Consider the following 23,174-nt stretch of genomic DNA (forward strand, 5'->3'; position numbering starts at 1 on the left):
CTGGGAGAGGCCGCGCGCGTGAGGGGATCAATCTAAGTTGCCGGGTTATTCGCTGGCCGCGTCGGCCGCGCCCTGTGCGGCCGGAACGAGATTGACGCTCTCGCCGCAACCGCAGGCGCCGGCCTGGTTCGGGTTGTTGAACACGAACGTCGCCGAGAGCTTGTCGGTCTTGTAGTCCATCTCGGTCCCGAGCAGATAGAGCACCGCCTGCGGATCGACGATGACGCGGGCGCCATCCTGCTCCACGACCTCGTCGAACTTCCCGACGCTGTCCGCCCAGGTCATCGTATACTCCATACCCGCGCAGCCACCCTTCTTGACGCCGATCTTGAGACCGGCAATCTCGGGCCCCTTGGAGGCCATGATGGCGCGCACGCGCTCCGCGGCGCGGGGCGTCAGCGTCATCACCTTCGGCCGGGCACGGCGGGGGGGGGGGGTTGTCGTCGTCTGGTCAGTCATCGTGCACGCCGTCCTGGTTCCGCCGCGCTTCCGGAAAAGTGGATGCCGGTTTTCCGATAAGAGGCGCGGCACTCAAAAAAGCCGGGAACTGGCATCGGTACCTCGAAATATAGCCTGCGCCGCGACTTTTTACGAGGTCCCGCGCCAGCAGCTCAGAACATGTTGAGCGCAAGCCGCGCCTCATCCGACATACGGCTCTGATCCCAGGGCGGATCAAACGTGAGCGTCACGGTTACGCCGGAAACCCCTGGGACGGCGCTGACGGCATTCTCCACCCACTGAGGCATTTCCCCGGCCACGGGGCAGCCCGGCGCGGTCAGCGTCATCTCGACGGCGACCTCGCGATCATCGCTGATGTCGATCTTGTAGATCAGGCCCAGTTCGTAGATGTCGGCCGGGATTTCGGGATCGTAGACGGTCTTGAGCGCAGCCACGATGTCGCTCGTGAGCCGGTCCAGCTCCTCGGGCGGCAACGCCGAAACCTCCGCCGACAGCGCGCTTTCGGGAGCGGGCTCCGGCTTCCGGTCGGTCTCCTCCGTCACGGCGCCTTCGGGGCGCTGCGGCGTCTCTTGCGTCTCAAGCTCAGCCATAGTCGGCTCCTCTCAGGCGAAGAACTCCCGCGCGCGGACCAGCGCTGCGACGAGGGCGTCCACCTCCGCCTTGGTATTGTACATTGCGAACGACGCCCGGCATGTGGCCGTGACGCCGAGCCGCTCCATGAGCGGCTGTGCGCAGTGGTGACCGGCGCGGATCGCGATGCCCGAGCGGTCGATGATCGTCGACACGTCGTGCGGGTGAAGGCCGTCGATCGAGAAGGCATGGATCGCGCCTTTGCCCTTCGCCGTGCCGTGCAGCGTGAGCCCCGGAACCTCCTGCAGCCGCTCGAACGCGTAGGCGCCGATCTCGGCCTCGTACTTGGCGATCCGGTCACGCCCCACCTGCATCATGTAGGAAAGCGCCGCGCCAAGACCAACCGCCTCCACGATCGCCGGTGTGCCTGCTTCGAAGCGATGCGGGGTCTTGCCGTAGGTGATGCGGTCCACCTCGACGATCTCGATCATTTCGCCGCCGCCCTGGTAGGGCTGCATGATGTCGAGATATTTCTTCTTGCCGTAGAGCACGCCGATGCCGGACGGCCCGTAGGTCTTGTGCCCGGTGAAGACGTAGAAGTCCGCGTCGAGATCCTGTACGTCGACGGGAAGATGCACGGCTGCCTGGCTGCCGTCGACCAGCACCGGGATGCCGCGCGCGTGCGCCATCTCGATCACCTGCTTGATCGGCACCACGGTGCCAAGCACGTTCGACATGTGTGTCAGCGCCACGATCTTGGTACGCGGCGTCAGTAGCCGCTCGAACTCGTCGAGCAGCAGCTCGCCGGAATCCGAGATCGGCGCCCACTTGAGCACCGCGCCCTTGCGCTCGCGGTGGAAGTGCCAGGGCACGATGTTCGAGTGATGCTCCATGATCGAGAGCACGATCTCGTCGCCCTCGCCGATCTCGAGCGCCCCGAACGAGGAGGCGACGAGATTGATCGCCTCCGTCGCATTCCGGGTGAAGATGATCTCGTCCACCGAAGGCGCGTTGAGGAAGCGGCGCACGACCTCGCGCGCCTCCTCGAACCGCTGCGTTGCCGTGTTCGACAGGTAATGCAACCCGCGGTGCACGTTGGCGTACTCGAAGCGATAGGCATGATCCATCGCCTCGATCACCGACAGCGGCTTCTGCGCCGACGCTCCGTTGTCGAGATAGACGAGCGGCTTCCCGTAGACCTCGCGGTAGAGGATCGGAAAATCCGTGCGAATGCGCTCGACGTCGTAAGGCGCCGTTGGTGCGCCGACGTGGTCCGTCTTCTTGCGAGTGGCCGTGGGCATGCTGCCGTCCTTCCTCTTCCCGCCGGGCGGGAGATCTACTTCCGCGCGCCGCGTGTTTCGCGGCTAAGCCAGCCTCGCGCCAGCGCGCGCAGCCCCTCCTGCACCGGCTCGGGCTCCGCCTTGTCGATGGCCTCGCCGATGAAGCTTTCGACCAGCATGGCCTGCGCCTCTTCGAGCGGGATGCCGCGCGAGCGCAGGTAGAACACGAGTTCCGGATCGATCTCAGCCGACGTCGAGCCGTGTCCGCAGATCACGTCGTCGGCATAGATCTCAAGCTCCGGCTTGCTGTCGAACTCCGCCTCCTGCGACAGCATCAGCGCCTGTGCCATCTGCTTGCCGTCGGTCTTCTGCGCGTCGGGACGCACGATGACCTTGCCCTGGAACACGGCGCGCGTCTGGTCCGCGAGCACGCATTTGATGAGCTCGCGGCTCGTACAGTGCGGCACCGCATGGTCGACGACGAGTGTCGTATCCGCATGTCCTCTGCCGGCGACGAGCTTTGCCGCGCCGAGGTCGAACGTCGAGTGCTGGCCGCGGAACGTCACCGCAAGGTCGTTGCGCACGATGCCGTCGCCGATCACCATCTGGAACGGACGGTAGCTCGCGTCCTTGCCAAGCCGCGCGATTGTGCGGCCGAGATGCACTGAGCCTTCCCGCGAGGCGACGATCTTGACGTGCACCACCTCCGCGCCGTCCGCGATCACGAGCTGGGTCAGCGCATTGACCTGGCGCGCAGCCGTCGGCGCCAGGTGCGATTCCACGAGCACGAGCTTGGCGCCCTTGCCGACGCGCACGACATTGCGCGTCGTCACCGTCCGCGCCTCGCCACCGGCATCGCCGAACACGAGCGCGACCGGCGTCTCGATCTCCCGGCCCTCCGCGATATCGACCACCGCGCCATCGGTGAACAGCGCCGTGTTGAGCGCGAGCACGCCATCGGTCACGTGACCGCTGACTTCACTGATCTCCGCTTCGAGCCACGGCGGGGGATGATCGATGAAGCGCGAGAGAAAGGCGCCGTCGATCTCGGAGACAGCCGAAAGACCCGCTTCGCCGACGCTACGCCCATCCACGAATACGGCAAATGCCTTGGCGAGATCCGTGCCGACGAGAGCGTCGCGCACCATCACTTCGACAGCAGCGGGCGTCGGCGGCGCGACATCCGTCGCGAGCGGGAACGCCTCGCGAAGGAATGCGCGCACGTCGGTGTATTTCCACTCCTCGACGCGCCGGTGCGGCAGCCCTTCGGCGCTAAACGCACCGATCGCGGCGCGGCGCAGCTGGCGCAACCAGTCCCCGCCAGGAAGCGTGTGCTCGATCTCGGCAAACGCGGCCGCGAGCGCCGTCTCGGCTTTTGTCTTCAGAACCTGCACGGACGCAGCGCGCCCCCTGGGCTCCTTACTGATCTGCTCGGCGATGCTCATGGGTTACGCTGCCTTGCCCTGGTATGCCGCATAGCCGGACTTCTCGAGCTCGAGCGCGAGCTCCTTGCCGCCGGACGCCTGGATCTTGCCCGCGGATAGAACGTGTACGCGATCGGGCACGATGTAGTTCAGAAGCCGCTGATAGTGCGTGATGACGAGCATCGCGCGGTCTGGGCTCCGGAGTGCGTTGACGCCGTCGGCCACGATCTTGAGCGCGTCAATGTCGAGGCCGCTGTCCGTCTCGTCGAGCACGCAGAGCGTCGGCTCGAGCACGGCCATCTGCAGGATCTCGGCGCGTTTCTTCTCGCCGCCGGAGAACCCGACGTTCACCGGTCGCTTCAGCATGTCCATGTCGATGTTGAGCTGCTCGGCCTTGCCGCGCACGAGCTTCATGAACTCGGGCGTCGAAAGCTCGGCCTCGCCGCGCTTCTTGCGTAGCGCATTAGCCGCCGTGCGCAGGAACGTCAGGCCGGCCACGCCCGGGATCTCCATCGGATACTGGAAGGCCAGGAACACGCCCTTGGCGGCGCGCTCGTCGGGCTCGAGATCGGCGAGGTCCTCGCCGTTCCAGAGGATCTCGCCGCTGGTCACCTCGTAGCCGTCACGGCCCGCAAGCACATGCGCCAGTGTGGACTTGCCCGAGCCGTTCGGACCCATGATGGCATGCACTTCGCCTTTGGGTACGGTCAGCGACAGCCCCTTGAGGATCTCCTTGTCCTCGTCCTCGAGCTTCACATGCAGGTTTTTGATCTCAAGCATTCTTCTTACCTCAGTCACATCGGTTCGGCCCGCCGTCGGCCGCGTCAAATTCGTTTGTGTCGGAAGCGTCGTCGCTTAGCCGACGCTCCCTTCCAGGCTGACGTTGATAAGCTTCTGCGTCTCCGCCATGAACTCCATGGGGAGCTGCTGCAGCACGTCGCGCACGAAGCCGTTGACCACGAGCGCCACCGCCTCCTCCTCGGAGAGGCCACGCTGCTGGCAATAGAACAGCATGTCGTCCGAGATCTTCGAGGTCGTCGCCTCGTGCTCGAAGTGCGCCGATGCGTTCTTTGCCTCGATGTAGGGCACCGTGTGCGCGCCGCACTTGTCGCCGATGAGCAGCGAGTCGCAGTTGGTGAAGTTGCGCGCGCCAGTCGCTTTGCGGTGCGCCGAGACGAGCCCGCGATAGGTGTTTTGCGAGTGGCCCGCCGCGATGCCCTTCGAGATGATGCGGCTCGACGAATGCTTGCCGAGGTGGATCATCTTGGTGCCGCTGTCGACCTGCTGGCGCCCGTTCGAGATGGCGATTGAGTAGAACTCGCCGCGCGAGTTGTCACCGCGCAGGATGCAGCTCGGATACTTCCAGGTGATCGCCGAGCCGGTCTCCACCTGAGTCCACGAGATCTTCGAGTGGTGGCCGCGGCAATCGCCGCGCTTGGTCACGAAGTTATAGACGCCGCCCTTGCCATCCTTGTCGCCCGGAAACCAGTTCTGCACCGTCGAGTACTTGATCTCCGCGTCGTCGAGCGCAACGAGCTCGACGACCGCCGCGTGCAGCTGATGCTCGTCACGAGCCGGCGCCGTGCAGCCCTCGAGGTACGAGACGTAGGCGCCGCGGTCGGCGATGATGAGAGTGCGCTCGAACTGGCCGGTGTTGCGCTCGTTGATGCGGAAGTACGTCGACAGCTCCATCGGGCAGCGCACGCCCTCCGGCACGTAGACGAACGAGCCGTCGGAGAACACCGCCGAGTTGAGCGCGGCATAGAAGTTGTCGCCCTGCGGCACGACCGAGCCGAGGTACTTCCTCACGAGTTCGGGATGATTACGGATCGCCTCCGAGATCGAGCAGAAGATGACGCCGGCCTTCGCCAGCTCCTCCTTGAACGTGGTCACCACAGACACGCTGTCGAACACGGCATCGACCGCGACGCGCGCGCCCTGCACGCCCGCCAGCACGGCCTGCTCCTTGAGCGGAATGCCGAGCTTCTCGTATGTCGCGAGCAGCTCCGGGTCGACCTCGTCCAGGCTCTTCGGCCCGTCGGTGCCCTTCGGAGCCGCGTAGTAGTAGAGGTTCTCGAAGTCGATCTTGGGATAGCTGACCTTGGCCCAGGTCGGCTCGACCATGTTGCGCCAGCGCGCATAGGCTTCCAGCCGCCAATCGAGCATCCACTGAGGCTCGCCCTTCTTCTCGGAGATGAAGCGGACGATGTCCTCGTTGAGGCCCTTCGGCGCCTTGATCGTCTCGATCTTGGTCTCGAAGCCGTACTTGTATTGATCGACGTCGATCTTCTTGACCGTTTCGATCGTCTCTTTAACCGCAGCCATTCAAGTCCACCTTCATGTGCGGCCCGCCGAGGCCGCGTTTACAACCAAGTTCCCGACCCATGATCGCTTCGGATCCTTTCATCCGAAGCGTGAATCATTGGTCCCAACTAGGCAGCGAGCGATGCGCCGCCGCAAATCCGTCTCCACGCGGCAACGAATGCCGCGATATCGTTTTCCGTCGTCTCCGGCCCGAGGCTGACGCGGATCGCGCTATTTGCGATCTCGGACCTGAGGCCCATCGCGCGGAGAACGTGGCTCTCGCCGACCTTGCCCGACGAGCAGGCGGCGCCCGCGCTGACCGCAAGGCCCATGAGATCGAGCTTGATCACCAGCGTTTCGGCCGACACGCCGGAGAGCGCGATCGACGACGTGTTCGGCAGCCGCGGCGCGCCCGATCCGATCACGATCGCCTCCGGCGTCGCAGCCAGCACCTCCGCCTCGAGCCGGTCGCGCAACGCGGCAATGCGCGGCGCATTTTCGAGATCGCGCAGCGCCGCGCGCGCCGCTGCGCCGAAGCCGGCAATGGCGGCCACATTCTCTGTGCCGGCACGCCGGCGCATCTCCTGCCCGCCGCCCGTAAAGAGCGGATCGAGCGCCACGCCCGAGCCGACGACCAGCGCGCCGATGCCCTTCGGCCCGCCGATCTTGTGCGCCGAAAGGCTCATCGTCGCCGCGCCGAGCGTGCGGAAGTCGATCGCAACGCGCCCAGGTGCCTGCACGGCATCCGTATGCAGCCGCGCGCCGTTCTCCGTCGCCCAGAGGCCCGCAGCCGCCACGTCCTGCAGCACGCCGGTCTCGTTGTTGGCGAGCTGCAACACGAGCAAGGCTCCTTCCGGAGCAGCCGTGAAGTCCACGATGCCTTCGGAAGAGACCGGAAGCCCGACCACCTCCGCGCCACGCGCAGTCGCAAAGGCCGTTGCTGGTGCGCGCACCGAATCGTGCTCCACGCCCGCAAGTGCAACGCGCTCCCACGGCGCCGACAAAGCCCACGTGTTGGCCTCCGTGGCGCCGCTCGTAAACACGATCTCGCTTGCGTCAGCCCCAACGAGCGCCGCGATCGCTTCGCGCGCCTCGTCAATCAGCGACCGTGCCCGCCGGCCCTCCGCATGCACCGACGACGCGTTACCGAATGCATCGAGCGCCGCAACGACAGCGTCGCGCGCTTCGGTCCGGAGCGGCGCCGTGGCGTTGTAATCGAGGTATGTGCGCGGGGCGCTCACTGCGTCGGCCCCTCCAGCGTTGCGATCGGAGCGGAAACCGACGGCGTGCGCCGCGCAATGGGTGTCGCGCCAGGAATTCCCTCGATCACGTCACGGAGGCTGATACCCGCGAGGAAGCTCTCGATCCGATCGCCGAGCGCGGTCCAGAGATCGTGCGTCAGGCAACGGCTCTCGCCGTTACACCCCGCCGACTGCTCACCGAAGCAGCGTGTCATGCGCGTGCCTTCCTCGACCGCCGTCATCACTTCGGCGACGAAAATGTCGCTCGCCGGCCGGCCGAGCTTGTAGCCGCCGTGCCGGCCGCGAACGCTCTCGACGAGCCCTGCGCGCCGAAGCTTCAGAAACAGCTGCTCCAGATAGTCGAGGGAGATCTGCTGGCGCTGCGCGATCGCCGACAGGGGCACCGAGCCGCCGTGTCCGTGCTTGGCGAGATCGGCCATTGCCATGACCGCGTAACGGCCGCGCGTATTGAGTTCCATCTCATCACCGTCCTGTTCAGCCGGGTCCGCGCGCGAAGGCGCATACCGCTTGCATCGAACCACCCCCGGTGTGCTAAGAGACGCCTCACACGCCGGGCCGAACCCGAAAGTCGATCGCCCTAGGGGCGCCGTTCTTTCGAACCGTTCTAAACTTGAACCCGAATATGAAAATTCCGAGCGGGGAAATCAAGCATTCTCTTGGGCGCAATACCGTGATTTTTGGATGACGCGTGTTCACGGTCGCGAGAGGCGAGCTTAAGGCCCTAAAATCCCAACCGAATTCAACGAACAGGACCTAAATGCCCGAGCTGATTATCAATGGGCCCGCGGGCCGCATCGAAGCCCGCTACCATCACGAGGCGGCGGCCGACAGCCCGATCGCGCTCATCCTGCATCCGCACCCCCAATTCGGGGGCACGATGAACAATCAGGTCGTCTACAGCCTCTACTACACATTCGTGCAGCGTGGCTTCTCGGTGCTCCGCTTTAACTTCCGCGGTGTCGGCCGCTCCCAGGGCTTCTGGGATGGAGGCCCGGGCGAGCTCGCCGACGCGGCGTCCGCCCTCGACTGGCTGCAGATGGTGAAGCCGGACGCCAAATATTGCTGGATCGCCGGCGTCTCGTTCGGCACCTGGATCGCCATGCAGCTCTTGATGCGCCGTCCCGAGATCGACGGCTTCATATGCGTCGCGCCGCCGTCGAACCTCTACGACTTCTCGTTCCTCGCGCCGTGCCCGTCCTCCGGCCTGATGGTGAACGGTGACAAGGACCGCGTCGTGCCCTCCGCCTCCGTGGCCGAGCTGACTGGCAAGCTCAAGACGCAGCGCGGCATCAAGATCGACCACGAGATCATTCCCGGCGCCAACCACTTCTTCGAGAACAAGACGGAGGAGCTGGAGACCGTCGTTGGCGGCTACCTCGACATGCGGCTCGAGAAAGCGCTCAAGGATCGCGAGACTCAGAAAGAGCGCGAGAAGGAGCGCGAGGCGGCCCGCGAACGCGAGCGTGAGCGGGAGCGCGAGGAAGCCAAGAGCGGCGCCGCTGCCGCCGAAGCGGACGACGGCGACGACGAGTAGTAGCTTGCTCGCACGAGCCCCTGCCCGCCGGGGGGAATGGTTTCGGAAGCGGCCGTCCCATTGACGGCCGCTTTCATTTTGTTACGGCTGTTGAACGGCACGCGTCTTTGGTGCCGTTGAACGGCGAGGGTGCCTTCGCATAGCATTGCGCACGTGACGGTGCGCTGCCGTGCGAGGTTCTGCCGTGATCCCGACCAACAACACCATCCCATACAAGGCGCGCCCCAAGGCAACGCTCGCCATCATCGCCCTTTGCATCGCGGCGTTTCTCTACCAGATGACGCTATCGGGCCCTGCGGCTGAAGCGTTTCTCTCCGCCTACGCTCTCGTGCCGGCGCGTTTCACCGATGGCAGTTGGGCGGCCGCGCACGGCCTGTCCCGCGCCGATCCCATGCCGTTCCTGACCAGCATGTTTCTGCATGGCGGCATCATGCACATCGTCTCGAACCTTTGGGTGCTGTGGGTATTCGGGCCTGCGCTCGAGGATCGGCTGGGCTCGGGCCGCTTTCTCCTTCTCTATTTCGTGTCGGGCCTGGCCGCCGGTGCGCTGCACTTTGTCTTCAATTTCTCGTCCGCGGTTCCGGCCCTCGGCGCGTCGGGCGCCATCGCAGGCGTCATAGCCGCCTACGCCCGCCGCTTCCCCTACGCGTGGGTCAACATTCTGCAGCCCATCGTCATCGTGCCGGTATTCTTTTTCATGCCGGCGCTGGTTTTTGCAGGCCTGTGGTTCCTGACGCAGGTGATGCAGGCCGCGGGCTCGCTCGCGCTGCCCGACGGAGCAGGCGGCGTAGCCTGGTGGGCGCATATAGGTGGCTTTCTTGCCGGCTGGTTTCTGCTGCCACGCACGGCGCCACCTGCCAACGCCGTCGAGGACGCCCAGGCCGCAACGCAATCGGCGTTGTGGCCATGGACCGTCTGGATGCGCTGGCTCAATTGGTGGTGGCGCCGCTGAGCCTTAGTGCTCCGCTTTCGTCGAGGCGAACGGGAAGCTCACGATCTTCCACACGAGCGCCGTTGCGGCGCCCGCAACGAGCCCGACGATCGCTGCTCCGAACGCACTGGCGACCCATGCCCATACTTCCGCGCCGATCGGCACGGCGGTGCGCACGGCATCGGAAAGCGCATGGATCCAATGCTCGGGCTCGCTGATGCCGTATTCCTGCAAGCCGTGCACGAGGATGCCGCCGCCGACCCAGAGCATGGCGATCGTGCCGATAACGCTCAAGAGCTGCAGGAACGGCGGCATGCCGTGTACGAGGAGCCTGCCGACCGGCGCCAGGATGCCGCCGCGCTGCACGAGCGCCACGCCGAGGTCATCGGCTTTGACGATGAGAGCCACGACCCCATAAACGGCGACCGTGACCAGCAAGGCCACCACGCCAAGCACGAGGGCCTTTGTCGGCAGATCCGGCGCCTCGATGTTGGCGAGCGAGATCGCCATGATTTCCGCCGAAAGAATGAAATCGGTGCGGATGGCGCCGGCCACGCGCTGATCCTCGAGCGTCTTGGAATCGAGCGCGGCAACCGCCGCCTGCGGGCTTTCGTGAGGAGCCCCTAAAACCCAGTGCAGCACTTTATCGAAGCCTTCGTAGGCGAGGTAGAGACCGCCGAGCATGAGCAGCGGTGTGATCGCTTGCGGCAGGAACAGCGAAAGCAGCAGCGCTGCCGGCAACAGGAAGAGCAGCTTGTTCTTGAGCGAGCCGTAGGCGATGCGCCCGACGATCGGTAGCTCGCGCTGGGCGGCGAAGCCGGTAACGTAGCGGGGCGTGACCGCCGCATCGTCGATGACGACGCCCGCGGTCTTCGAGCCGACCTTCACGGCCTGCGCTGCCGCATCATCGATTGTCGCAGCCGCGACCTTGGTCAGCGCCACGACGTCGTCCAACAGTGCCAGAAGGCCGCTCATTCCCCGTTCCCCCTAAATCCAGTCCTGAACGGGGGTAGATTGACTTGATCCGTGCGGGCTGCGCAAGGCAGCCGAAGCCTGAAGGGAAGCAGCCTGGCAGCGAATTAGCGGGGATGGTTGCAATTCCCGAGAGCTGCCGTCGTTGTGCGCCGCCTTAAGTCTCCAAAGGGCCAGAAGCGGACCTCGTTAGTGAGGAACCGTCGAGGACCACAATTGACCGATCGATCCTAATTCAACGGAAGTCGACCTTGTCGGGGTGCAAGGTCGATTTCGCACGCTTCCTATGGGAGGACTGCGAGAACACTGTGCTCATTGGTCCGAGTTTCAGACGAAGAGAAGACGCCTAAGCTGCGAGACAAATGGAAAATCGAGAGACTGATTTCTTATGAAGATCGGTTCGTCCGACGTGAAGCTTCTCAAGGTTTTCCTGGCGGTGGTGGATTCCAACGGCATCTCGAACGCGCAGTCGGTTCTGAACAAGGACGCGTCGACGATCAGCAAGGCGCTCACCCAGTTGGAGGAGCGCCTGAGCTTGCGTCTTTGCGAGCGCGGTCGTCATGGCTTCAGTCTCACGGCCGAAGGACGCGAAATCTATGAGGAGGGCGTCAAGCTCTTCATCTCACTTCGTGGGCTGGAAAAGAAGATCGAGTTGCTCAACGGCGCGGGCGCGGGGCTTTTGAATGTTGGGATCATCGACAACATAATCTCCGATCAGCATTGCCCCCTCCGATTGGCCCTGCAAACTGGTGATGCTGACGGATCGAGGCCGCCTCAAGTCAACCTTCAGGTGGAGACACCGGCGGATCTGGAACGGCGCCTGCTCGATAAGCGTCTCGACATCGCCATCAGTATCTTCGAGTCAAAGAACGACTATATCGAGTACAAGCCTCTCTATTGCGAGACCGATTTTCTCTTTTGCTCGACCCGGTCGCCGCTGGGCAGGCGGGTGCTGGCCGATGAGGCTGAAGAGGCTATCCTCGCGGCGCTTCGCGACGAGATGTTCGTTTCGCGAAAGTTTCTCAATCAGGAATTGGGTTGGCTCACGTTAAATTCGGAAGACCAAGTCTACCATGCCTCGAACATCGAGGCGGTCCTCTTTCTCATCCTTTCGGGCCAGCGGATCGGGTTCGTGCCCGAGCACTTCGCTCGAAGCTGGGTCGACAAAGGCGAGGTGGTCACGGTTTTGCCAGATAGACTCTCCCACCGATCTGTCATCGAAGCCGCGTACCTCAAATCGGCCGCTGCGAGACCTGCGATCGCGCACTTTCTCAGCAGGATGGGGACGGCGGTCCCGTGATTTTCATTCATGTAAACCTGAAGCTTTTACCATTCTAGCTGCTCTTCGATTGCCCCTAACTGTGCATCCTCCTCTTCTGGCAGCGCAGCAGGTGACTCATGGCATGCTTCAAACCATTCCAATATGCGATGGCCCTCGCCATCTGCATCGCGGTCCTTCCGCATCCTTCTTTCGCGAAGAACACCTATCGCATTGCCTGGACAATCTACGCTGGGTCCATGCCGCTTGGATTTGCGGAGGATAGCGGCATCCTGAAAAAGTGGGGCGACAAATATGGGATCGAGCTGAAAGCAGTCCAGCTGAACGACTATGTTGAAGCGCAAAATCAGTTTACGGCCGGCGCCTTCGATGCCGTCATTGCGATGTCGCTCGATGCGCTGACCATACCGGCCAGCGCAGGTGTTGACACCACGGCTGTCCTTCCATTGAGCACTTCCGTAGGATCCGACGGGATCATCATCCGCGGCAAGGATAAGAAGCTGGCGGATATGAAGGGTAAGAAGATCAATCTGATCGAGCTTTCCGGGTCTCACTACCTGCTGGCGCGGGCGCTCGATACGGCGGGTCTCTCCGAGAGAGATGTGAGCCTCATAAATACATCCGACGCGGACATCGTTGCGGCCTTTGAAGCTTCGTCAACCGAGGTCGTCGTCACCTGGAAGCCGCAGCTTTCCGAGATCCTGAAGCAATATCCGGACACCCGAGTCCTCTTCGATTCCTCCGCCATCCCCGGTGAAATCGTCGATGTGATGATCGCTCGCACCGACGCGCTTGCGAAGGATCCGGCTTTCGGCACCGCTCTCGCGGGCGCATGGTATGAGGCAACGGCGATTCTTGCCCCGAGCCATCCGAAGCACAGCGACCTCATGGCTTACATGAGCTCGGGCCTCGCCACGGACCAGCAAGGCGTCAAGGAGCAGCTTGCCACCATCGACTTCTTCACGCCCGAGCGCGCCGCCAAGCTTGTTGCCGACGCTTCTTACAAGACCACGCTAGACAACATGCGGACGTTTGCCTTCGAGCACGGCCTGCTGGGTCAGGGCATAAAAGACGTCAACGTCGTGGGGATCGAGCTGGGAAGCGGCCAGATCTTGGGGAGCGCAGACAACATCAAGCTGCGGTTTCCGACGACTTGGCTCAAGGCGGCCGCGCCATGAGGACTTGGCCCTCCCTGCAGACCTCTCGCCCTTACGCATGGCCATTGGCGGAACAATGGTCAGTTCGGGATACCGCTCTGCTCTCGATCGACATGCAACGCGACTTCCTCTCTCCGGATGGATATTTCGCCAGCTTGGGAGAAGATCTTTCTCATGTCCGGCGCGGTATCGCTCCGGCGGAGAAGGTCTTGTTGGCTGCCAGAAAGGCGGGTTTGTTTATCATTCACACACGTGAGAGCCACAGACCCGATCTAAGCGACCTTCACGACAACAAGCGCAGAAAAGCGGAGCGGGCCGGAGCACCGATCGGCAGTGTCGGTCCAATGGGGCGGCTGCTGGTCCGCGGAGAACTCGGATGTGATTTCATTGCCAGCTTGAAACCCGAGGCTGGCGAGATCGTCATCGATAAGCCGGGCAACGGTGCATTCTTTGCCACAGACTTGGAGTTGATCCTGCGCGTTCGGAACATAAAAAACATCATCCTCATGGGGGTGACGACGGATGTGTGCGTCTCGTCGACGATGCGGGATGCGAACGATCGCGGCTTCGATTGTCTATTGCTTGAGGACTGTTGTGGGGCGGCGACAGCTCCACTTCACGAGGCGGTTATTGCAGGGCTTAGCCGAGAAGGCGGCATTTTCGGCGCGTACATCACCAGCGAAGACTTAATTCGTCAAATGGGGGTGTGAGCGTCTGCCAAACCTTGAAGTCTGATTTGGTTGACGAGTTCCCAGGGTGTGCCCGCTCTGGACCATTGAGGGTTGGAGTGCTCGCGTGATCAGTCATTGGGATGAGCGCTTAAGGGAGACCGCCCCTTTCTCGTCTCCGCCGGAATCGTGTGCACTGCACCGCAAAAGTTGCCCTGTTCCGGACACCGGAAATTCCACCACCGTGTCCGATATGGGTCAAATTGCGAAGTCTACAGCGCGGTATGAGCCCGCGTTCTAACGCCCGTTCGCGGCTTTCCCGTCCGCAAGCACGCCGCCCGTCATCGCTTCGGCAACGCCGGTCGTGCCGGGAAAGGTGATGGGCAGGCCCAGCCGCGCGCGCACAGCAAGAAACGCCCACGCTTCTGCTTCGACGCCATCCCCGTCGATGTCGAAGGCCTCGGCAGGCCGCACGGACGCGCCGACGCGCTCGCTGATCATACGCATGAGCGTGGCGTTGCGCCGCCCGCCGCCCGCCGCAACCCAGAGCGTCGGTGGTTCCGGCAAATGCGGCAACGCTGCCGCGATGGCCGCCGCCGAAAAAGCGGTGAGCGTCGCCGCACCATCCTCGGGTGAGAGCGAAGCGACGAGCCGAGCGTCGAACGCGTTGCGGTCGAGCGACTTCGGCGGCCGCTCGGCGAAATAGGGATGGCGCAACCACGCGGCGACGATGCAATCGTGCACGGTGCCTTGGGCGGCCAACGCGCCGTCCGCGTCGAACGGCTTGTCGAGCTTCGTCTTCACCCAGTCGTCGATCATGGCCGAAGCCGGCCCGGTGTCGAAAGCGATCAGCGTGCCGTCGCGTCCGATCCAGGTCACGTTGGCGACGCCGCCGAGATTGAGCACGGCCAGCGGACGCTCTGGGATGTCGGCTGCGAGCGCCCGGTGATAGGCCGGCGCCAGCGGCGCGCCTTGCCCACCAGCGGCCACGTCCGCCGCGCGAAGGTCGTAGATGACCGGCAACCCGAGACGTTGCGCGAGCAAGGGTCCGTCGCCGAGCTGCACAGTAAGCTGCGCCTCGGGCCGGTGCAGAACGGTCTGGCCGTGAAAGCCGACGAGGTCGACGCTCTGTGGGGAGATCTCGTGATCGTCGAGATAATTCCCGACGGCCTCGGCGTGCAGTTCGGTCAGATACTGCTCGAGCAGCTTCAGTCGCCCCGGCCGCGCCGTGCGGTCCCGCAGACCGGCAGCCTCCGCCAGCCCGGCGCGCAGCTTGTCGCGGAAGCTATCGGAATAGGGGTAAGTGGCGGAAAACCCGCGCCGCAGAACGCGTTCGCCGTCGGTCTCGATGACCGCCACGTCGATGCCGTCGAGCGAGGTGCCGCTCATCAGGCCGAGCGCACGCCAGGTTTCACCCTCTCGCTTGCTCACGCGGCTCTCCTCATGCATGTTCCCGCCGAACCCCGGCCAGGGCCCCGCCCGGACGGCCGAGCAGAAGGTCATTCCAGCCCATCATGACGAATTTCCGATCCGACTTTCTCACGATCCTGACCGAGCGCGGATTTATCCATCAATGCTCGGACGCCGATGGCGTAGACGCGCTGGCCCGCGACGGCAAGATCGTGGCGTACGTGGGTTACGACTGCACGGCGCCGTCGCTGCACATCGGCCACCTGCTGTCTATCATGATGCTGCACTGGCTGCAGAAGTCGGGCGCGGGCAAGCCCCTCGCGCTGATGGGAGGCGGAACGACGCGCGTCGGTGATCCCTCGGGCCGCGACGAGACGCGGAAGATCCTGACCCTTGAGACGATCGAGGACAATAAAAACCAGATCAAAACCGTCTTTTCGAGGTTTCTCTCCTTCGGAGAAGGCAAGACCGAAGCGCTGATGCTCGACAATGCCGAGTGGCTCTCCGCGCTCAACTACATCGACTTCCTGCGCGACGTCGGTCGACACATGTCGGTCAACCGCATGCTGTCGATGGACTCGGTGAAATTGCGCCTCGAGCGCGAGCAGGAGCTGTCGTTCATTGAGTTCAACTACATGCTGTTGCAGGCCTACGATTATGCCGAGCTGGCGCGTCGCTATGGCTGCAACCTGCAAATGGGCGGCTCCGACCAGTGGGGCAACATCGTAACGGGTATCGACCTCGGCCGCCGCATGGGCGTGCCGCATCAGCTCTACGCGCTCACCTGTCCGCTGCTGACGACGGCCTCGGGCGCCAAGATGGGCAAGACCGCATCCGGCGCCGTGTGGCTCAACGAGGCGCAGCTCTCGGCCTACGATTACTGGCAATACTGGCGCAACACCGAAGACGCCGACGTCGAGCGCTTCTTGAAGCTGTTCACGACGCTGCCGCTCGACGAGATCGCCAAGCTTGCAGCCCTCGGTGGGGCCGAGATCAACGAGGCGAAGAAAGTGCTCGCGACCGAGGCGACGGCGATGGTGCACGGCCGCGAGAACGCCGAAGCCGCCGCCGAGACGGCACGCACAACGTTCGAGCAGGGCGGACTCGCCTCTGGTCTGCCGACGGTCGAGATCAGTCTCGCGGACCTGAAGGCCGGCAGCGGCCTTCTGAGCCGGTTCGTCGAGGCCGGTCTCGTCGCCTCCACGAGCGAGGCGCGCCGCCAGATCAAGGGCGGCGGCCTCCGGGTCAACGACAAGGTGGTCACGGACGAGAAGGCCAAGCTGTCGGAAGCCGATCTGACGCCCGAGGGCGTGATTAAGCTGTCGCTCGGCAAGAAGAAGCACGTCCTCCTGAAGCCGGCGTAACGGCGAGGCCTGAAAAAACGACTCAGGAGAAAGGCCAGCCGCCACCAGCTGTTGCCGCGCTGCCGCAACCGGACCTTGTGCTCACCACTCGGGAAGCTCCCGCAATCGACAGGCCGAGCGAATCACCGCCTTACTGCGCCTACGGATTTCTTAGGCTCACCGGCGGTGTTTCAAGCCGCCGGTCCTTTTGCCTTAAGCGACCACACTGGGGGCACTATGAAAAAAGCATTCTTGGCCGCTTCGGCAATGGCCGCGCTCGTAGGGGGAACAACCGTTGCCTCCGCTGATCACCGTCCGCCTGGGGCAGCCTCCGATTGGAGCGGTCCCTACATCGCGGCCAGCGTCGGCTATGGCCTCGCGGAGGTAGATCATTCGCTCACGCTCGAAAGCGACGACTTTTTCGACGTGGTTTCATCGAGCCCCTCCGCTGACGGCGTGACGGGTACGGTCGCCATCGGCTACGATCGGCAGCTGACCCCCGATTTCTTGCTCGGTGTGTTTGCTGATTACACCTTCGGCGAGCTCGACGGCTCCGGCAGGCGCGTTTACCCGGACGATTCGACATTCAGATTCAGCCTGGAATACGACAACGTCTGGGCTGTCGGTGCGCGGCTCGGCTACATCCGCTCTGAGCACACGCTCTTGTATCTCACCGCCGGCTACACCGAGGCCGACCTCGAATACTCCGACGAGTTCGGTTCGGGCGACTACGACTTGAAGGGATATTTTCTCGGCGCTGGTCTCGAGCACAACATCCGAGACAACCTGTATCTGAAACTCGAATATCGCTTCTCTGATTTCGGGGACGAGACGATCTTCGAGGAAACCACTTCGAGCTGCGCCGCAGACTGCACCGAGCGTGAGGAAGCCGACACGCACATTCACGCCATTCGCCTCGGCGTCGCCTACAAGTTTGGCGGACCGCGAGAGCCGGCTCCCGCGCCGCTGAAATAGTCTGATATTCCAGACGAAATCAGGAATTGGGCCGCCCCCTTCGGGCGGCCTTTTTCTTTGTGCCGGCAAGGATGCGGTAAATACGTAAGAGATCCTGGGGACTTAAATTTTAGATGTTAAGGTGAAAATAGAACTATTTCCCGGATCTGATTGAGACCTCAGCTGTATCTCACTAGCTTGAGACCAATTGTTTTGCGTAAGGAGTAAACAAATGGGCCTTGAGGAAGGGCGCCGCTCCGGCGAGCTGCCAAGCCCGGCCAGGCGGCATTTATTTCATGTCCTGACTGGCGCGGCGGCCTTTACTGCAACCGCTGCGCTCTCGACACAGGCATCGGCCAGATACAAGCGCCCCATCACTTGGTGTGATCCCAAGCTTCCCTGCTTTCTCCGTGGCACGAGCATCCTCACGGACAAGGGAGATGTGCCGGTCGAGGCTCTGTCCATCGGCGATCGTGTGATCACGGTGTCGGGCGTGGCGCGGCCGATCAAGTGGGTCGGACAGAGAACCTACCGGCGAGGCGCCGGCTCGCAGTGGCCCGAGAGCATCGAGCCCATCCGCGTCGCGCGCTCGGCGCTGGCGGATAACGTGCCGAGCGCCGATCTCTACCTCTCGCCGCTGCATGCCCTCTATATCGATGGCGTTCTGATCCCGATCATGCACCTCGTGAACGGAAGCACGATCCGGCCCGGCATGCCCGAAGGCATGCGGGACATCGACTACTTCCATATCGAGCTCGAGACGCACGACGTCATCCTGGCTGAGGGAGCTGCGGCCGAGACCTATCGCCTGTTCGACAACCGCGAGACCTTCAGCAACTTCGCCGAGTATTTCCGCCTTTATGGCCGCAAGGAGCAGGCACCCCCGTCGTACGCGCCTTTCCTGCACTATCGCGGGCGGCGGGATCACCTGACGGCGCTGATGCGCCTCGGCGTGTCGCGTGTGATCGACGTTCGCGATCCGATCCAGATCGCCTACGACCGCATCGCCGCACGCGCATTGGAGGCCGCGCTTAGCGCGTAGCCATGACCGAGAAGACCGGGGACGCTGCCAAGCGCCCTGCTGCCGCCCGATGGCGTGGAGCAGGGCGCTATTTCTTTTTGCTGTCGGTCGGCGTCGTCTCGGACGACCAGCCGTCGATGACGTTCTGAGACGATCCGCCTGACGGGTCGGATGCGCGTGCCCGTTGCTGCTGGGTGCGCGGTGCCTGCACCTGCGGGTTGGGGCTGGTCATCTCCATGATCGTGCGCAGGATCCCCGGCGTGAACATGGACAGCGGATTGACCAGAACCTGCGGCTGCGCCATCTGCCCCTGGATCGCGTAGGTGATGCCGAACACGCCCTGGCAGTCGAAGCCGGACACGATCGGCCCGAACAGCGGGATCTCGCACAGCGCGCTGTTGATGCCCTGCAGCGGCACGTAGGTTCCGCCAAGGCTCAGGCGGCGCGCGCCGAAGTCGGCTTTGCCGCGGATCGAGGCGCCGAGCAACGGACCGCGGATGTAGGAATCATCGAGCACGAACTGGCCGTGTCCGATCGAGAACGGTGCCTTCATGCGCGTGAATTCGAACACCTCGCGCTCGACCTTGCGCCGGCGGTTGCCCGAGCCGCTCCCGTCGGAGGCGCCGGTCTCCGCGCTTGAGTAGACCTCGGAGACCACGGGATCGCCGAGAACACGGAAGTCGTCGATCCAGAGCACACCGCTCTTCTCAGTCGCGCCGCGGGCTTCGAGATCGACCTCGAGCCGCAGTCGCCCGCCTTGCATGTTGGGATAGAAGCCTGCGAGCTTGAGAGCCTGACCGGCATCTGCCGTCTCTGCGTAAAGCCGGCGTGGCCCCTGCGAGTCGATCTGCACCGTCAAGGATTGGCCGCCGTCGAGAATGCCCTGGGACTCGAGAGAGATGATGTCGTCGCGCCCTTCCCGGACCTTGAGCTTGTAGTCCCGCAGCGAAACATCCGAATGCCCGAGCACGGTGCCGATATCGGCCGTAAGCTCGACGCCGGCGGCCGGATGCAACGGCTGCACCTCACTTTCCGGCGCGTTGCCGAGCGCGAGCAGCGAGCGAAACAGATCCTTTGCGTCGAACGTCGAACCCTTGGCGGAGATCTTCCATACGCGCTTCGCGTCGAGTTCGCCGGCCACCTGCAGCCGTGTCACCACGTTGATCGAAAAATTCGGGAACGAGAATGCGCTGACATCGCGCTTCTCGTTGACAGTCATCCAGCCGTCAATCGCGATGCTGTCGCCGACCAGGCGGAAATTCGTGAGCTGGACCCGGCTCGGATCCGCAGGATCTATGTCGAACTCGAGCGACGCGCCCCGCCCGGGAGGCTTGCGCCACGCCAGGCCCGTGAACATCAGCTCGGCGTTGGTGAGGTCGGCGCGTACATGGATGATGGAGGGCGCGTCGGTCTTCTGTGTCACCGTGACTTCGATCGGGACGGCGCCCTGCACAAGGTGATTGACGTCGAGGCCGAGCTGCGTGCGGTCGGAGTTGTCGAGCGTCGCGGAGATCCGGATCGGAGGTTGCATCTCAGGCGCGGCATCGAGGATGCGGTGCATGTGGAGCCTCGCCACCACGCCGTTGACGATCAGGTCGCCCTTGGCGATGACGCCGATGTCGGAGGCATCGATATCGATGGTGCCGCCTTGAAGATCGAACTCCTTGCGCTTGCTCTTGATATCGGTGATGCGTGCCTTACCCTGGATCTTGACCACATCCGCGCCTTCGACGAGCGGCATCGAGATGCGCAGCTCGCCATCGACCTTGCCGGAGATGCCCTCGGCGGGCACCGTCCCTTGCCCGGCAAGATGCAGCTGGCTGTTGTTGAGCGCGTCGATGAGCGCCGGCAGTGACCCTTGCGATTTGACCGCGAGCTCAGCAATGGGCGCCTCATGCGTCACGTCGACGATGGTGACGCGCATGCCATTGAGTGGGAGCCGGCTGGTTTCGCTCGAGATGACGGTCGCCTCGGGCACCGTGACCTCGAGCGAGCTGTTCTCGAGTCGGATCGTGGCGCGGGGCGCCTCGAACGGCAGACTGTTTGGCAGCGGATGCATCCGGAGATCCGCGATTTCCATGTTCGCTGAAATCCGGGTCTGCGGATTCGAGGACGACGGAGCGGCGCCTTCCGCTTCGACGAACTGCCCCGAAAGCAGCTTCATTGAAGCGGACTTGAGGGTCGCCCGTTCGACCTGGGCGCCGATCCAGTCGCGCACGGTTGGCGCCGCCGCGCGCGGCCACATGGCCTTGAGCGTCGCGAGAGGCATTGGCGACAGGGCCGCATCGAGACGCGTGCTCGACGAGCCGCCGCGTGTGACGACCTCGCCGTTGATGTTCACCTCTCCGCCGCCGGCCTTGAGCGACAGCCCGGAAAGCTCGGCAAGGCCTTCGCGCGGGATGATGCGCCCTGCGGCGCGGAAGCTGTCGATCGGAACCGCGCCGACGCCGAACTCCTCGGCCGAGAGCGTGCCCTCTGTCGATTCGAGTGCGAACTGCCATTGCGGCTCCGCCTCCTGCGCGGGATCGCTGGTGATCGCGCCCTTGAGTGAGATGCGGCTGCCGCCCCAGTCGAGCACGGCGGGCTCGATATCGAGGCGACGCGCGTCGGCATTGTAGACCATCGCCGCCCGGCCGTTCTCGAGCAGTACCGGCGAGTCCGGAAGCGACGGAAGGCGCACGAACCCGCGGCCGAGATCGACGGAAAGACGCGCGGTCTTGAGATCTCCCGCATCTGAGAGGTCGAGCGCGAGGTCGCCGTTCATCGGCGCATCGACCATGTCGAGCAGTCCCAAGCCGGGAGAGATTTTCGCCAGCGTGCTCGGCACGAAGTCGTGCACGGTCGCGGTCACCTTGAGCGATTTGCCGCGAGCTGATTGATCGGTTTTGAATGAGAGCGACCAGGGGCCGCTCTCGGACTCTACGGTGGCCCGCCCCGAGATGACGCTGCGCCGCTTCATATGCGCGAGGTCGACGGAAGCTTCGGGCACCGCGATGTGGCTCGTCTCCCCGTCGTAGGTAACGGAGAGCATGGCATTGCGCACGCCGAACTCGCGCAGCTCGGACGAGCCGGACCCGTCGCGCCGGGCACGCTCCGTCGTCTCGGCCAGGATTCGGGCGACGTCGATACGGTGGAACGCTGGCGAAAGCGGCTTGGCTTCGGCCGGAGCGGCGCCGGGCGGGCGCGCGGGCACCGGCCGCGGTGGCACGATGACCGGCTCAGAGGCGGTCGTATCAGCTGCAGCGTCGGCAATGCTGAGCGAGAAGCCCTGGGCTTCGCTATAGGTCACGGCGAGGCTGGGCTCGATCAGAAAGATGCGCTCGGGACGTGCTTCGAGCCGCAACAGCGCGCGCTTGTTGATCTCGACGGCGGCCATGGGCGCCGAAGCCACGAGATCTCCGTCGGTCTCGCTGATGCGCAGGTTGACGAGCCGCAGCTCGACCGTGTGATTTTCGGCGAGCACCAGTACCGCATCCTCGACGGCGGCAACGAGCCCGTCGAGCTCGGAATTGATGCTCGCTTCGATGCGCTCGCCGAACGTCTTGAGAGAGACGGGGCCGTGTAGGAGGCGCACATAGACGATCCCCGCCGCCAGGAGCGACAGCAGCAGCACGGGCCCGAGCATGAAGGCGAGCACGTGTGCCGCCTTGAACAGCCGTCGTGCGGCCGGGCTGCGGGTGCGGACGGGGCGCTGGTGAAGGCTGGTATAAGGCACCTCTCCGGGGTTGCGTGGGGGCGCCTGCGGGGGGCGTGTCCTGCCGGAACGGTGTGTCGTCATCCCCAAAATAGTCTCCGGCCGGCTGCGATTTCACCAGATGAAGAGCCGGGGAGCCCTCAAGGCCATGATACCGCGCTCGTTGTGAGCTTCTGCGCACTTGCGCGGTGCCGATCAAGCCCCGAACCCCTGTGGCGCATCGCATCAGCTCGAGGTCGCCCTCGCGCGGTCTGACGGAATACGCCGAAACACCGCCTTAGCAGTTAAATCCCACGCCTTGCGCCCGCGCTCGAACCCCACCATCCTGAGTGCCGACCCGTGTCCGACAGCCCTCAGGACAAGGCTCGGATGAGGCTCACCAAAAACGACGAAAGAAAGGCGCTGCGGATGCTGAAGGAGGGTGATACCGCTCCCCAATTCGATCTTCCATCAGACAGCGGAGGGCGCCTGAATCTGAAGGCGTTTCGGGGGCACCGTGTCGTCCTTTATTTCTATCCCAAGGATGACACCGAGGGCTGCACCCTGGAGGCACAGGAATTTAATGCCCTTGCTGGTGCCTTCGCGCGCGCCGGCGCTGCCGTCATCGGCATCTCGCCCGATAGCGTTAAGAGCCACGACAAGTTCAAGTGCAAGCACGCGCTGGAGTTGGAGCTTGCGTCCGACGAGGACAAGTCCGTGGCCGAGGCCTACGGCGTCTGGGTCGAGAAGTCGATGTACGGCCGCACGTTCATGGGCATCGAACGGTCGACCTTTTTGATCTCCCCGAAAGGCAAGATCGAGCGCATCTGGCGCAAGGTCCGCCCCAGAGGCCACGCGGAGGCCGTGTTGGGAGCGATCACGGAGAAGGACGCCTGAGGATGCGAGGCGCGAACCACAGCGACCCGGCCAGAG

20 protein-coding genes are annotated in these 23,174 nt (G+C 63.9%); 9 read left to right on the forward strand and 11 right to left on the reverse strand.

The features are described 5' to 3' along the window. Nucleotides 1-45: 45 nt before the first annotated feature. The 8 genes from CS1GBM3_RS18450 to CS1GBM3_RS18485 form a co-directional block, all read right to left on the reverse strand. Nucleotides 46-459, reverse strand: a complete 414-nt coding sequence (locus CS1GBM3_RS18450; RefSeq protein WP_244534692.1) for a HesB/IscA family protein — start codon at nt 457-459, stop codon at nt 46-48. A 152-nt stretch (nt 460-611) separates the two neighbouring features. Further along, nucleotides 612-1,049: an SUF system Fe-S cluster assembly protein gene (locus CS1GBM3_RS18455; RefSeq protein ID WP_083567754.1), complete on the reverse strand. Its 438-nt coding sequence runs from the start codon at nt 1,047-1,049 to the stop codon at nt 612-614. 12 nt (nt 1,050-1,061) lie between these two features. Continuing rightward, nucleotides 1,062-2,330: an aminotransferase class V-fold PLP-dependent enzyme gene (locus CS1GBM3_RS18460; protein ID WP_072397106.1), complete on the reverse strand. Its 1,269-nt coding sequence runs from the start codon at nt 2,328-2,330 to the stop codon at nt 1,062-1,064. Between the two features lie 35 nt (nt 2,331-2,365). Beyond that, the gene (gene sufD, locus CS1GBM3_RS18465) at nt 2,366-3,754 is read right to left on the reverse strand and encodes a Fe-S cluster assembly protein SufD (RefSeq protein ID WP_072397107.1); all 1,389 of its coding nucleotides are present in this window, start codon (nt 3,752-3,754) and stop codon (nt 2,366-2,368) included. 3 nt (nt 3,755-3,757) lie between these two features. Next, entirely contained in the window at nt 3,758-4,513 is a 756-nt protein-coding gene (gene sufC / locus CS1GBM3_RS18470) for a Fe-S cluster assembly ATPase SufC (RefSeq protein ID WP_072397108.1), read from the reverse strand. A gap of 75 nt (nt 4,514-4,588) precedes the next feature. Then, nucleotides 4,589-6,058, reverse strand: coding sequence for a Fe-S cluster assembly protein SufB (sufB, locus tag CS1GBM3_RS18475; protein ID WP_072397109.1), 1,470 nt, complete (start codon nt 6,056-6,058; stop codon nt 4,589-4,591). A gap of 107 nt (nt 6,059-6,165) precedes the next feature. After that, on the reverse strand, nt 6,166-7,278 hold the full coding sequence (locus CS1GBM3_RS18480) for a cysteine desulfurase family protein (RefSeq protein ID WP_072397110.1): 1,113 nt from the start codon (nt 7,276-7,278) through the stop codon (nt 6,166-6,168). Then, complete coding sequence (locus tag CS1GBM3_RS18485) at nt 7,275-7,757, reverse strand: Rrf2 family transcriptional regulator (RefSeq protein WP_072397111.1); 483 nt, start codon at nt 7,755-7,757, stop codon at nt 7,275-7,277. Before CS1GBM3_RS18485 ends, CS1GBM3_RS18480 begins: the two co-directional genes overlap by 4 nt. 299 nt (nt 7,758-8,056) lie before the next feature. Between CS1GBM3_RS18485 and CS1GBM3_RS18490 the strand changes: the two genes are divergently transcribed. Both CS1GBM3_RS18490 and CS1GBM3_RS18495 read left to right on the forward strand, forming a co-directional pair. Then, on the forward strand, nt 8,057-8,833 hold the full coding sequence (locus CS1GBM3_RS18490; protein WP_072397112.1) for an alpha/beta hydrolase: 777 nt from the start codon (nt 8,057-8,059) through the stop codon (nt 8,831-8,833). A gap of 184 nt (nt 8,834-9,017) precedes the next feature. Next, the gene (locus tag CS1GBM3_RS18495) at nt 9,018-9,785 is read left to right on the forward strand and encodes a rhomboid family intramembrane serine protease (protein ID WP_072397113.1); all 768 of its coding nucleotides are present in this window, start codon (nt 9,018-9,020) and stop codon (nt 9,783-9,785) included. Nucleotides 9,786-9,788: 3 nt separating this feature from the next. On the opposite strand, the gene CS1GBM3_RS18500 is transcribed toward CS1GBM3_RS18495, so the two are convergent. Continuing rightward, a complete protein-coding gene (locus CS1GBM3_RS18500; RefSeq protein ID WP_072397114.1) occupies nt 9,789-10,739 on the reverse strand; it encodes a DUF808 domain-containing protein in 951 nt (316 codons plus the stop codon). 385 nt (nt 10,740-11,124) lie between these two features. Here CS1GBM3_RS18500 and CS1GBM3_RS18505 point away from each other — a divergent pair, with 385 nt between their 5' ends. From CS1GBM3_RS18505 to CS1GBM3_RS18515, 3 genes are all read left to right on the forward strand, one after another. Then, nucleotides 11,125-12,036 (forward strand): LysR family transcriptional regulator, encoded by a 912-nt coding sequence (locus CS1GBM3_RS18505; protein WP_072397115.1) that lies wholly within the window; start codon nt 11,125-11,127, stop codon nt 12,034-12,036. A gap of 98 nt (nt 12,037-12,134) precedes the next feature. Then, nucleotides 12,135-13,193, forward strand: a complete 1,059-nt coding sequence (locus CS1GBM3_RS18510; RefSeq protein ID WP_072397116.1) for a putative urea ABC transporter substrate-binding protein — start codon at nt 12,135-12,137, stop codon at nt 13,191-13,193. Next, complete coding sequence (locus CS1GBM3_RS18515) at nt 13,190-13,882, forward strand: cysteine hydrolase family protein (RefSeq protein ID WP_072397117.1); 693 nt, start codon at nt 13,190-13,192, stop codon at nt 13,880-13,882. The genes CS1GBM3_RS18510 and CS1GBM3_RS18515 overlap by 4 nt, the downstream gene beginning before the upstream one ends. 255 nt (nt 13,883-14,137) lie before the next feature. On the opposite strand, the gene CS1GBM3_RS18520 is transcribed toward CS1GBM3_RS18515, so the two are convergent. Then, nucleotides 14,138-15,271 (reverse strand): anhydro-N-acetylmuramic acid kinase, encoded by a 1,134-nt coding sequence (locus tag CS1GBM3_RS18520; RefSeq protein ID WP_348533606.1) that lies wholly within the window; start codon nt 15,269-15,271, stop codon nt 14,138-14,140. Between the two features lie 83 nt (nt 15,272-15,354). Between CS1GBM3_RS18520 and tyrS the strand changes: the two genes are divergently transcribed. The 3 genes from tyrS to CS1GBM3_RS18535 all read left to right on the forward strand — a co-directional run bounded on the left by tyrS (nt 15,355) and on the right by CS1GBM3_RS18535 (nt 18,589). Further along, the gene (gene tyrS / locus CS1GBM3_RS18525; protein WP_072397118.1) at nt 15,355-16,614 is read left to right on the forward strand and encodes a tyrosine--tRNA ligase; all 1,260 of its coding nucleotides are present in this window, start codon (nt 15,355-15,357) and stop codon (nt 16,612-16,614) included. A 216-nt stretch (nt 16,615-16,830) separates the two neighbouring features. Continuing rightward, on the forward strand, nt 16,831-17,568 hold the full coding sequence (locus CS1GBM3_RS18530) for an outer membrane protein (protein ID WP_083567756.1): 738 nt from the start codon (nt 16,831-16,833) through the stop codon (nt 17,566-17,568). Nucleotides 17,569-17,779: 211 nt separating this feature from the next. Further along, complete coding sequence (locus CS1GBM3_RS18535) at nt 17,780-18,589, forward strand: Hint domain-containing protein (RefSeq protein ID WP_072397120.1); 810 nt, start codon at nt 17,780-17,782, stop codon at nt 18,587-18,589. Between the two features lie 67 nt (nt 18,590-18,656). Here the strand turns inward: CS1GBM3_RS18535 and CS1GBM3_RS18540 are convergent, their stop codons facing one another. Further along, nucleotides 18,657-22,346 (reverse strand): YhdP family protein, encoded by a 3,690-nt coding sequence (locus CS1GBM3_RS18540; RefSeq protein ID WP_083567758.1) that lies wholly within the window; start codon nt 22,344-22,346, stop codon nt 18,657-18,659. 285 nt (nt 22,347-22,631) lie between these two features. Here CS1GBM3_RS18540 and bcp point away from each other — a divergent pair, with 285 nt between their 5' ends. Continuing rightward, nucleotides 22,632-23,138 carry a thioredoxin-dependent thiol peroxidase gene (bcp, locus tag CS1GBM3_RS18545; RefSeq protein WP_083567760.1) on the forward strand — a complete coding sequence of 169 codons (507 nt, stop codon included), beginning with the start codon at nt 22,632-22,634 and terminating at the stop codon, nt 23,136-23,138. The last annotated feature ends 36 nt before the right edge of the window (nt 23,139-23,174 follow it).

The sequence above is a fragment of the Hyphomicrobium sp. CS1GBMeth3 genome, assembly GCF_900117455.1.
Taxonomy (GTDB): domain Bacteria; phylum Pseudomonadota; class Alphaproteobacteria; order Rhizobiales; family Hyphomicrobiaceae; genus Hyphomicrobium_C.

What these genes read in the sequence shown, in the direction of transcription:
- CS1GBM3_RS18530 (WP_083567756.1), top strand. Translation starts at nt 16,831, where the DNA reads ATGAAAAAAGCATTCTTGGCCGCTTCGGCAATGGCCGCGCTCGTAGGG.
- CS1GBM3_RS18500 (WP_072397114.1), bottom strand. Translation starts at nt 10,739, where the DNA reads ATGAGCGGCCTTCTGGCACTGTTGGACGACGTCGTGGCGCTGACCAAG.
- CS1GBM3_RS18535 (WP_072397120.1), top strand. Translation starts at nt 17,780, where the DNA reads ATGGGCCTTGAGGAAGGGCGCCGCTCCGGCGAGCTGCCAAGCCCGGCC.
- bcp (WP_083567760.1), top strand. Translation starts at nt 22,632, where the DNA reads ATGAGGCTCACCAAAAACGACGAAAGAAAGGCGCTGCGGATGCTGAAG.
- CS1GBM3_RS18540 (WP_083567758.1), bottom strand. Translation starts at nt 22,346, where the DNA reads ATGACGACACACCGTTCCGGCAGGACACGCCCCCCGCAGGCGCCCCCA.
- CS1GBM3_RS18455 (WP_083567754.1), bottom strand. Translation starts at nt 1,049, where the DNA reads ATGGCTGAGCTTGAGACGCAAGAGACGCCGCAGCGCCCCGAAGGCGCC.
- tyrS (WP_072397118.1), top strand. Translation starts at nt 15,355, where the DNA reads ATGACGAATTTCCGATCCGACTTTCTCACGATCCTGACCGAGCGCGGA.
- CS1GBM3_RS18460 (WP_072397106.1), bottom strand. Translation starts at nt 2,330, where the DNA reads ATGCCCACGGCCACTCGCAAGAAGACGGACCACGTCGGCGCACCAACG.
- CS1GBM3_RS18485 (WP_072397111.1), bottom strand. Translation starts at nt 7,757, where the DNA reads ATGGAACTCAATACGCGCGGCCGTTACGCGGTCATGGCAATGGCCGAT.
- sufB (WP_072397109.1), bottom strand. Translation starts at nt 6,058, where the DNA reads ATGGCTGCGGTTAAAGAGACGATCGAAACGGTCAAGAAGATCGACGTC.
- sufC (WP_072397108.1), bottom strand. Translation starts at nt 4,513, where the DNA reads ATGCTTGAGATCAAAAACCTGCATGTGAAGCTCGAGGACGAGGACAAG.
- CS1GBM3_RS18490 (WP_072397112.1), top strand. Translation starts at nt 8,057, where the DNA reads ATGCCCGAGCTGATTATCAATGGGCCCGCGGGCCGCATCGAAGCCCGC.
- CS1GBM3_RS18515 (WP_072397117.1), top strand. Translation starts at nt 13,190, where the DNA reads ATGAGGACTTGGCCCTCCCTGCAGACCTCTCGCCCTTACGCATGGCCA.
- sufD (WP_072397107.1), bottom strand. Translation starts at nt 3,754, where the DNA reads ATGAGCATCGCCGAGCAGATCAGTAAGGAGCCCAGGGGGCGCGCTGCG.
- CS1GBM3_RS18450 (WP_244534692.1), bottom strand. Translation starts at nt 459, where the DNA reads ATGACTGACCAGACGACGACAACCCCCCCCCCCCGCCGTGCCCGGCCG.
- CS1GBM3_RS18510 (WP_072397116.1), top strand. Translation starts at nt 12,135, where the DNA reads ATGGCATGCTTCAAACCATTCCAATATGCGATGGCCCTCGCCATCTGC.
- CS1GBM3_RS18505 (WP_072397115.1), top strand. Translation starts at nt 11,125, where the DNA reads ATGAAGATCGGTTCGTCCGACGTGAAGCTTCTCAAGGTTTTCCTGGCG.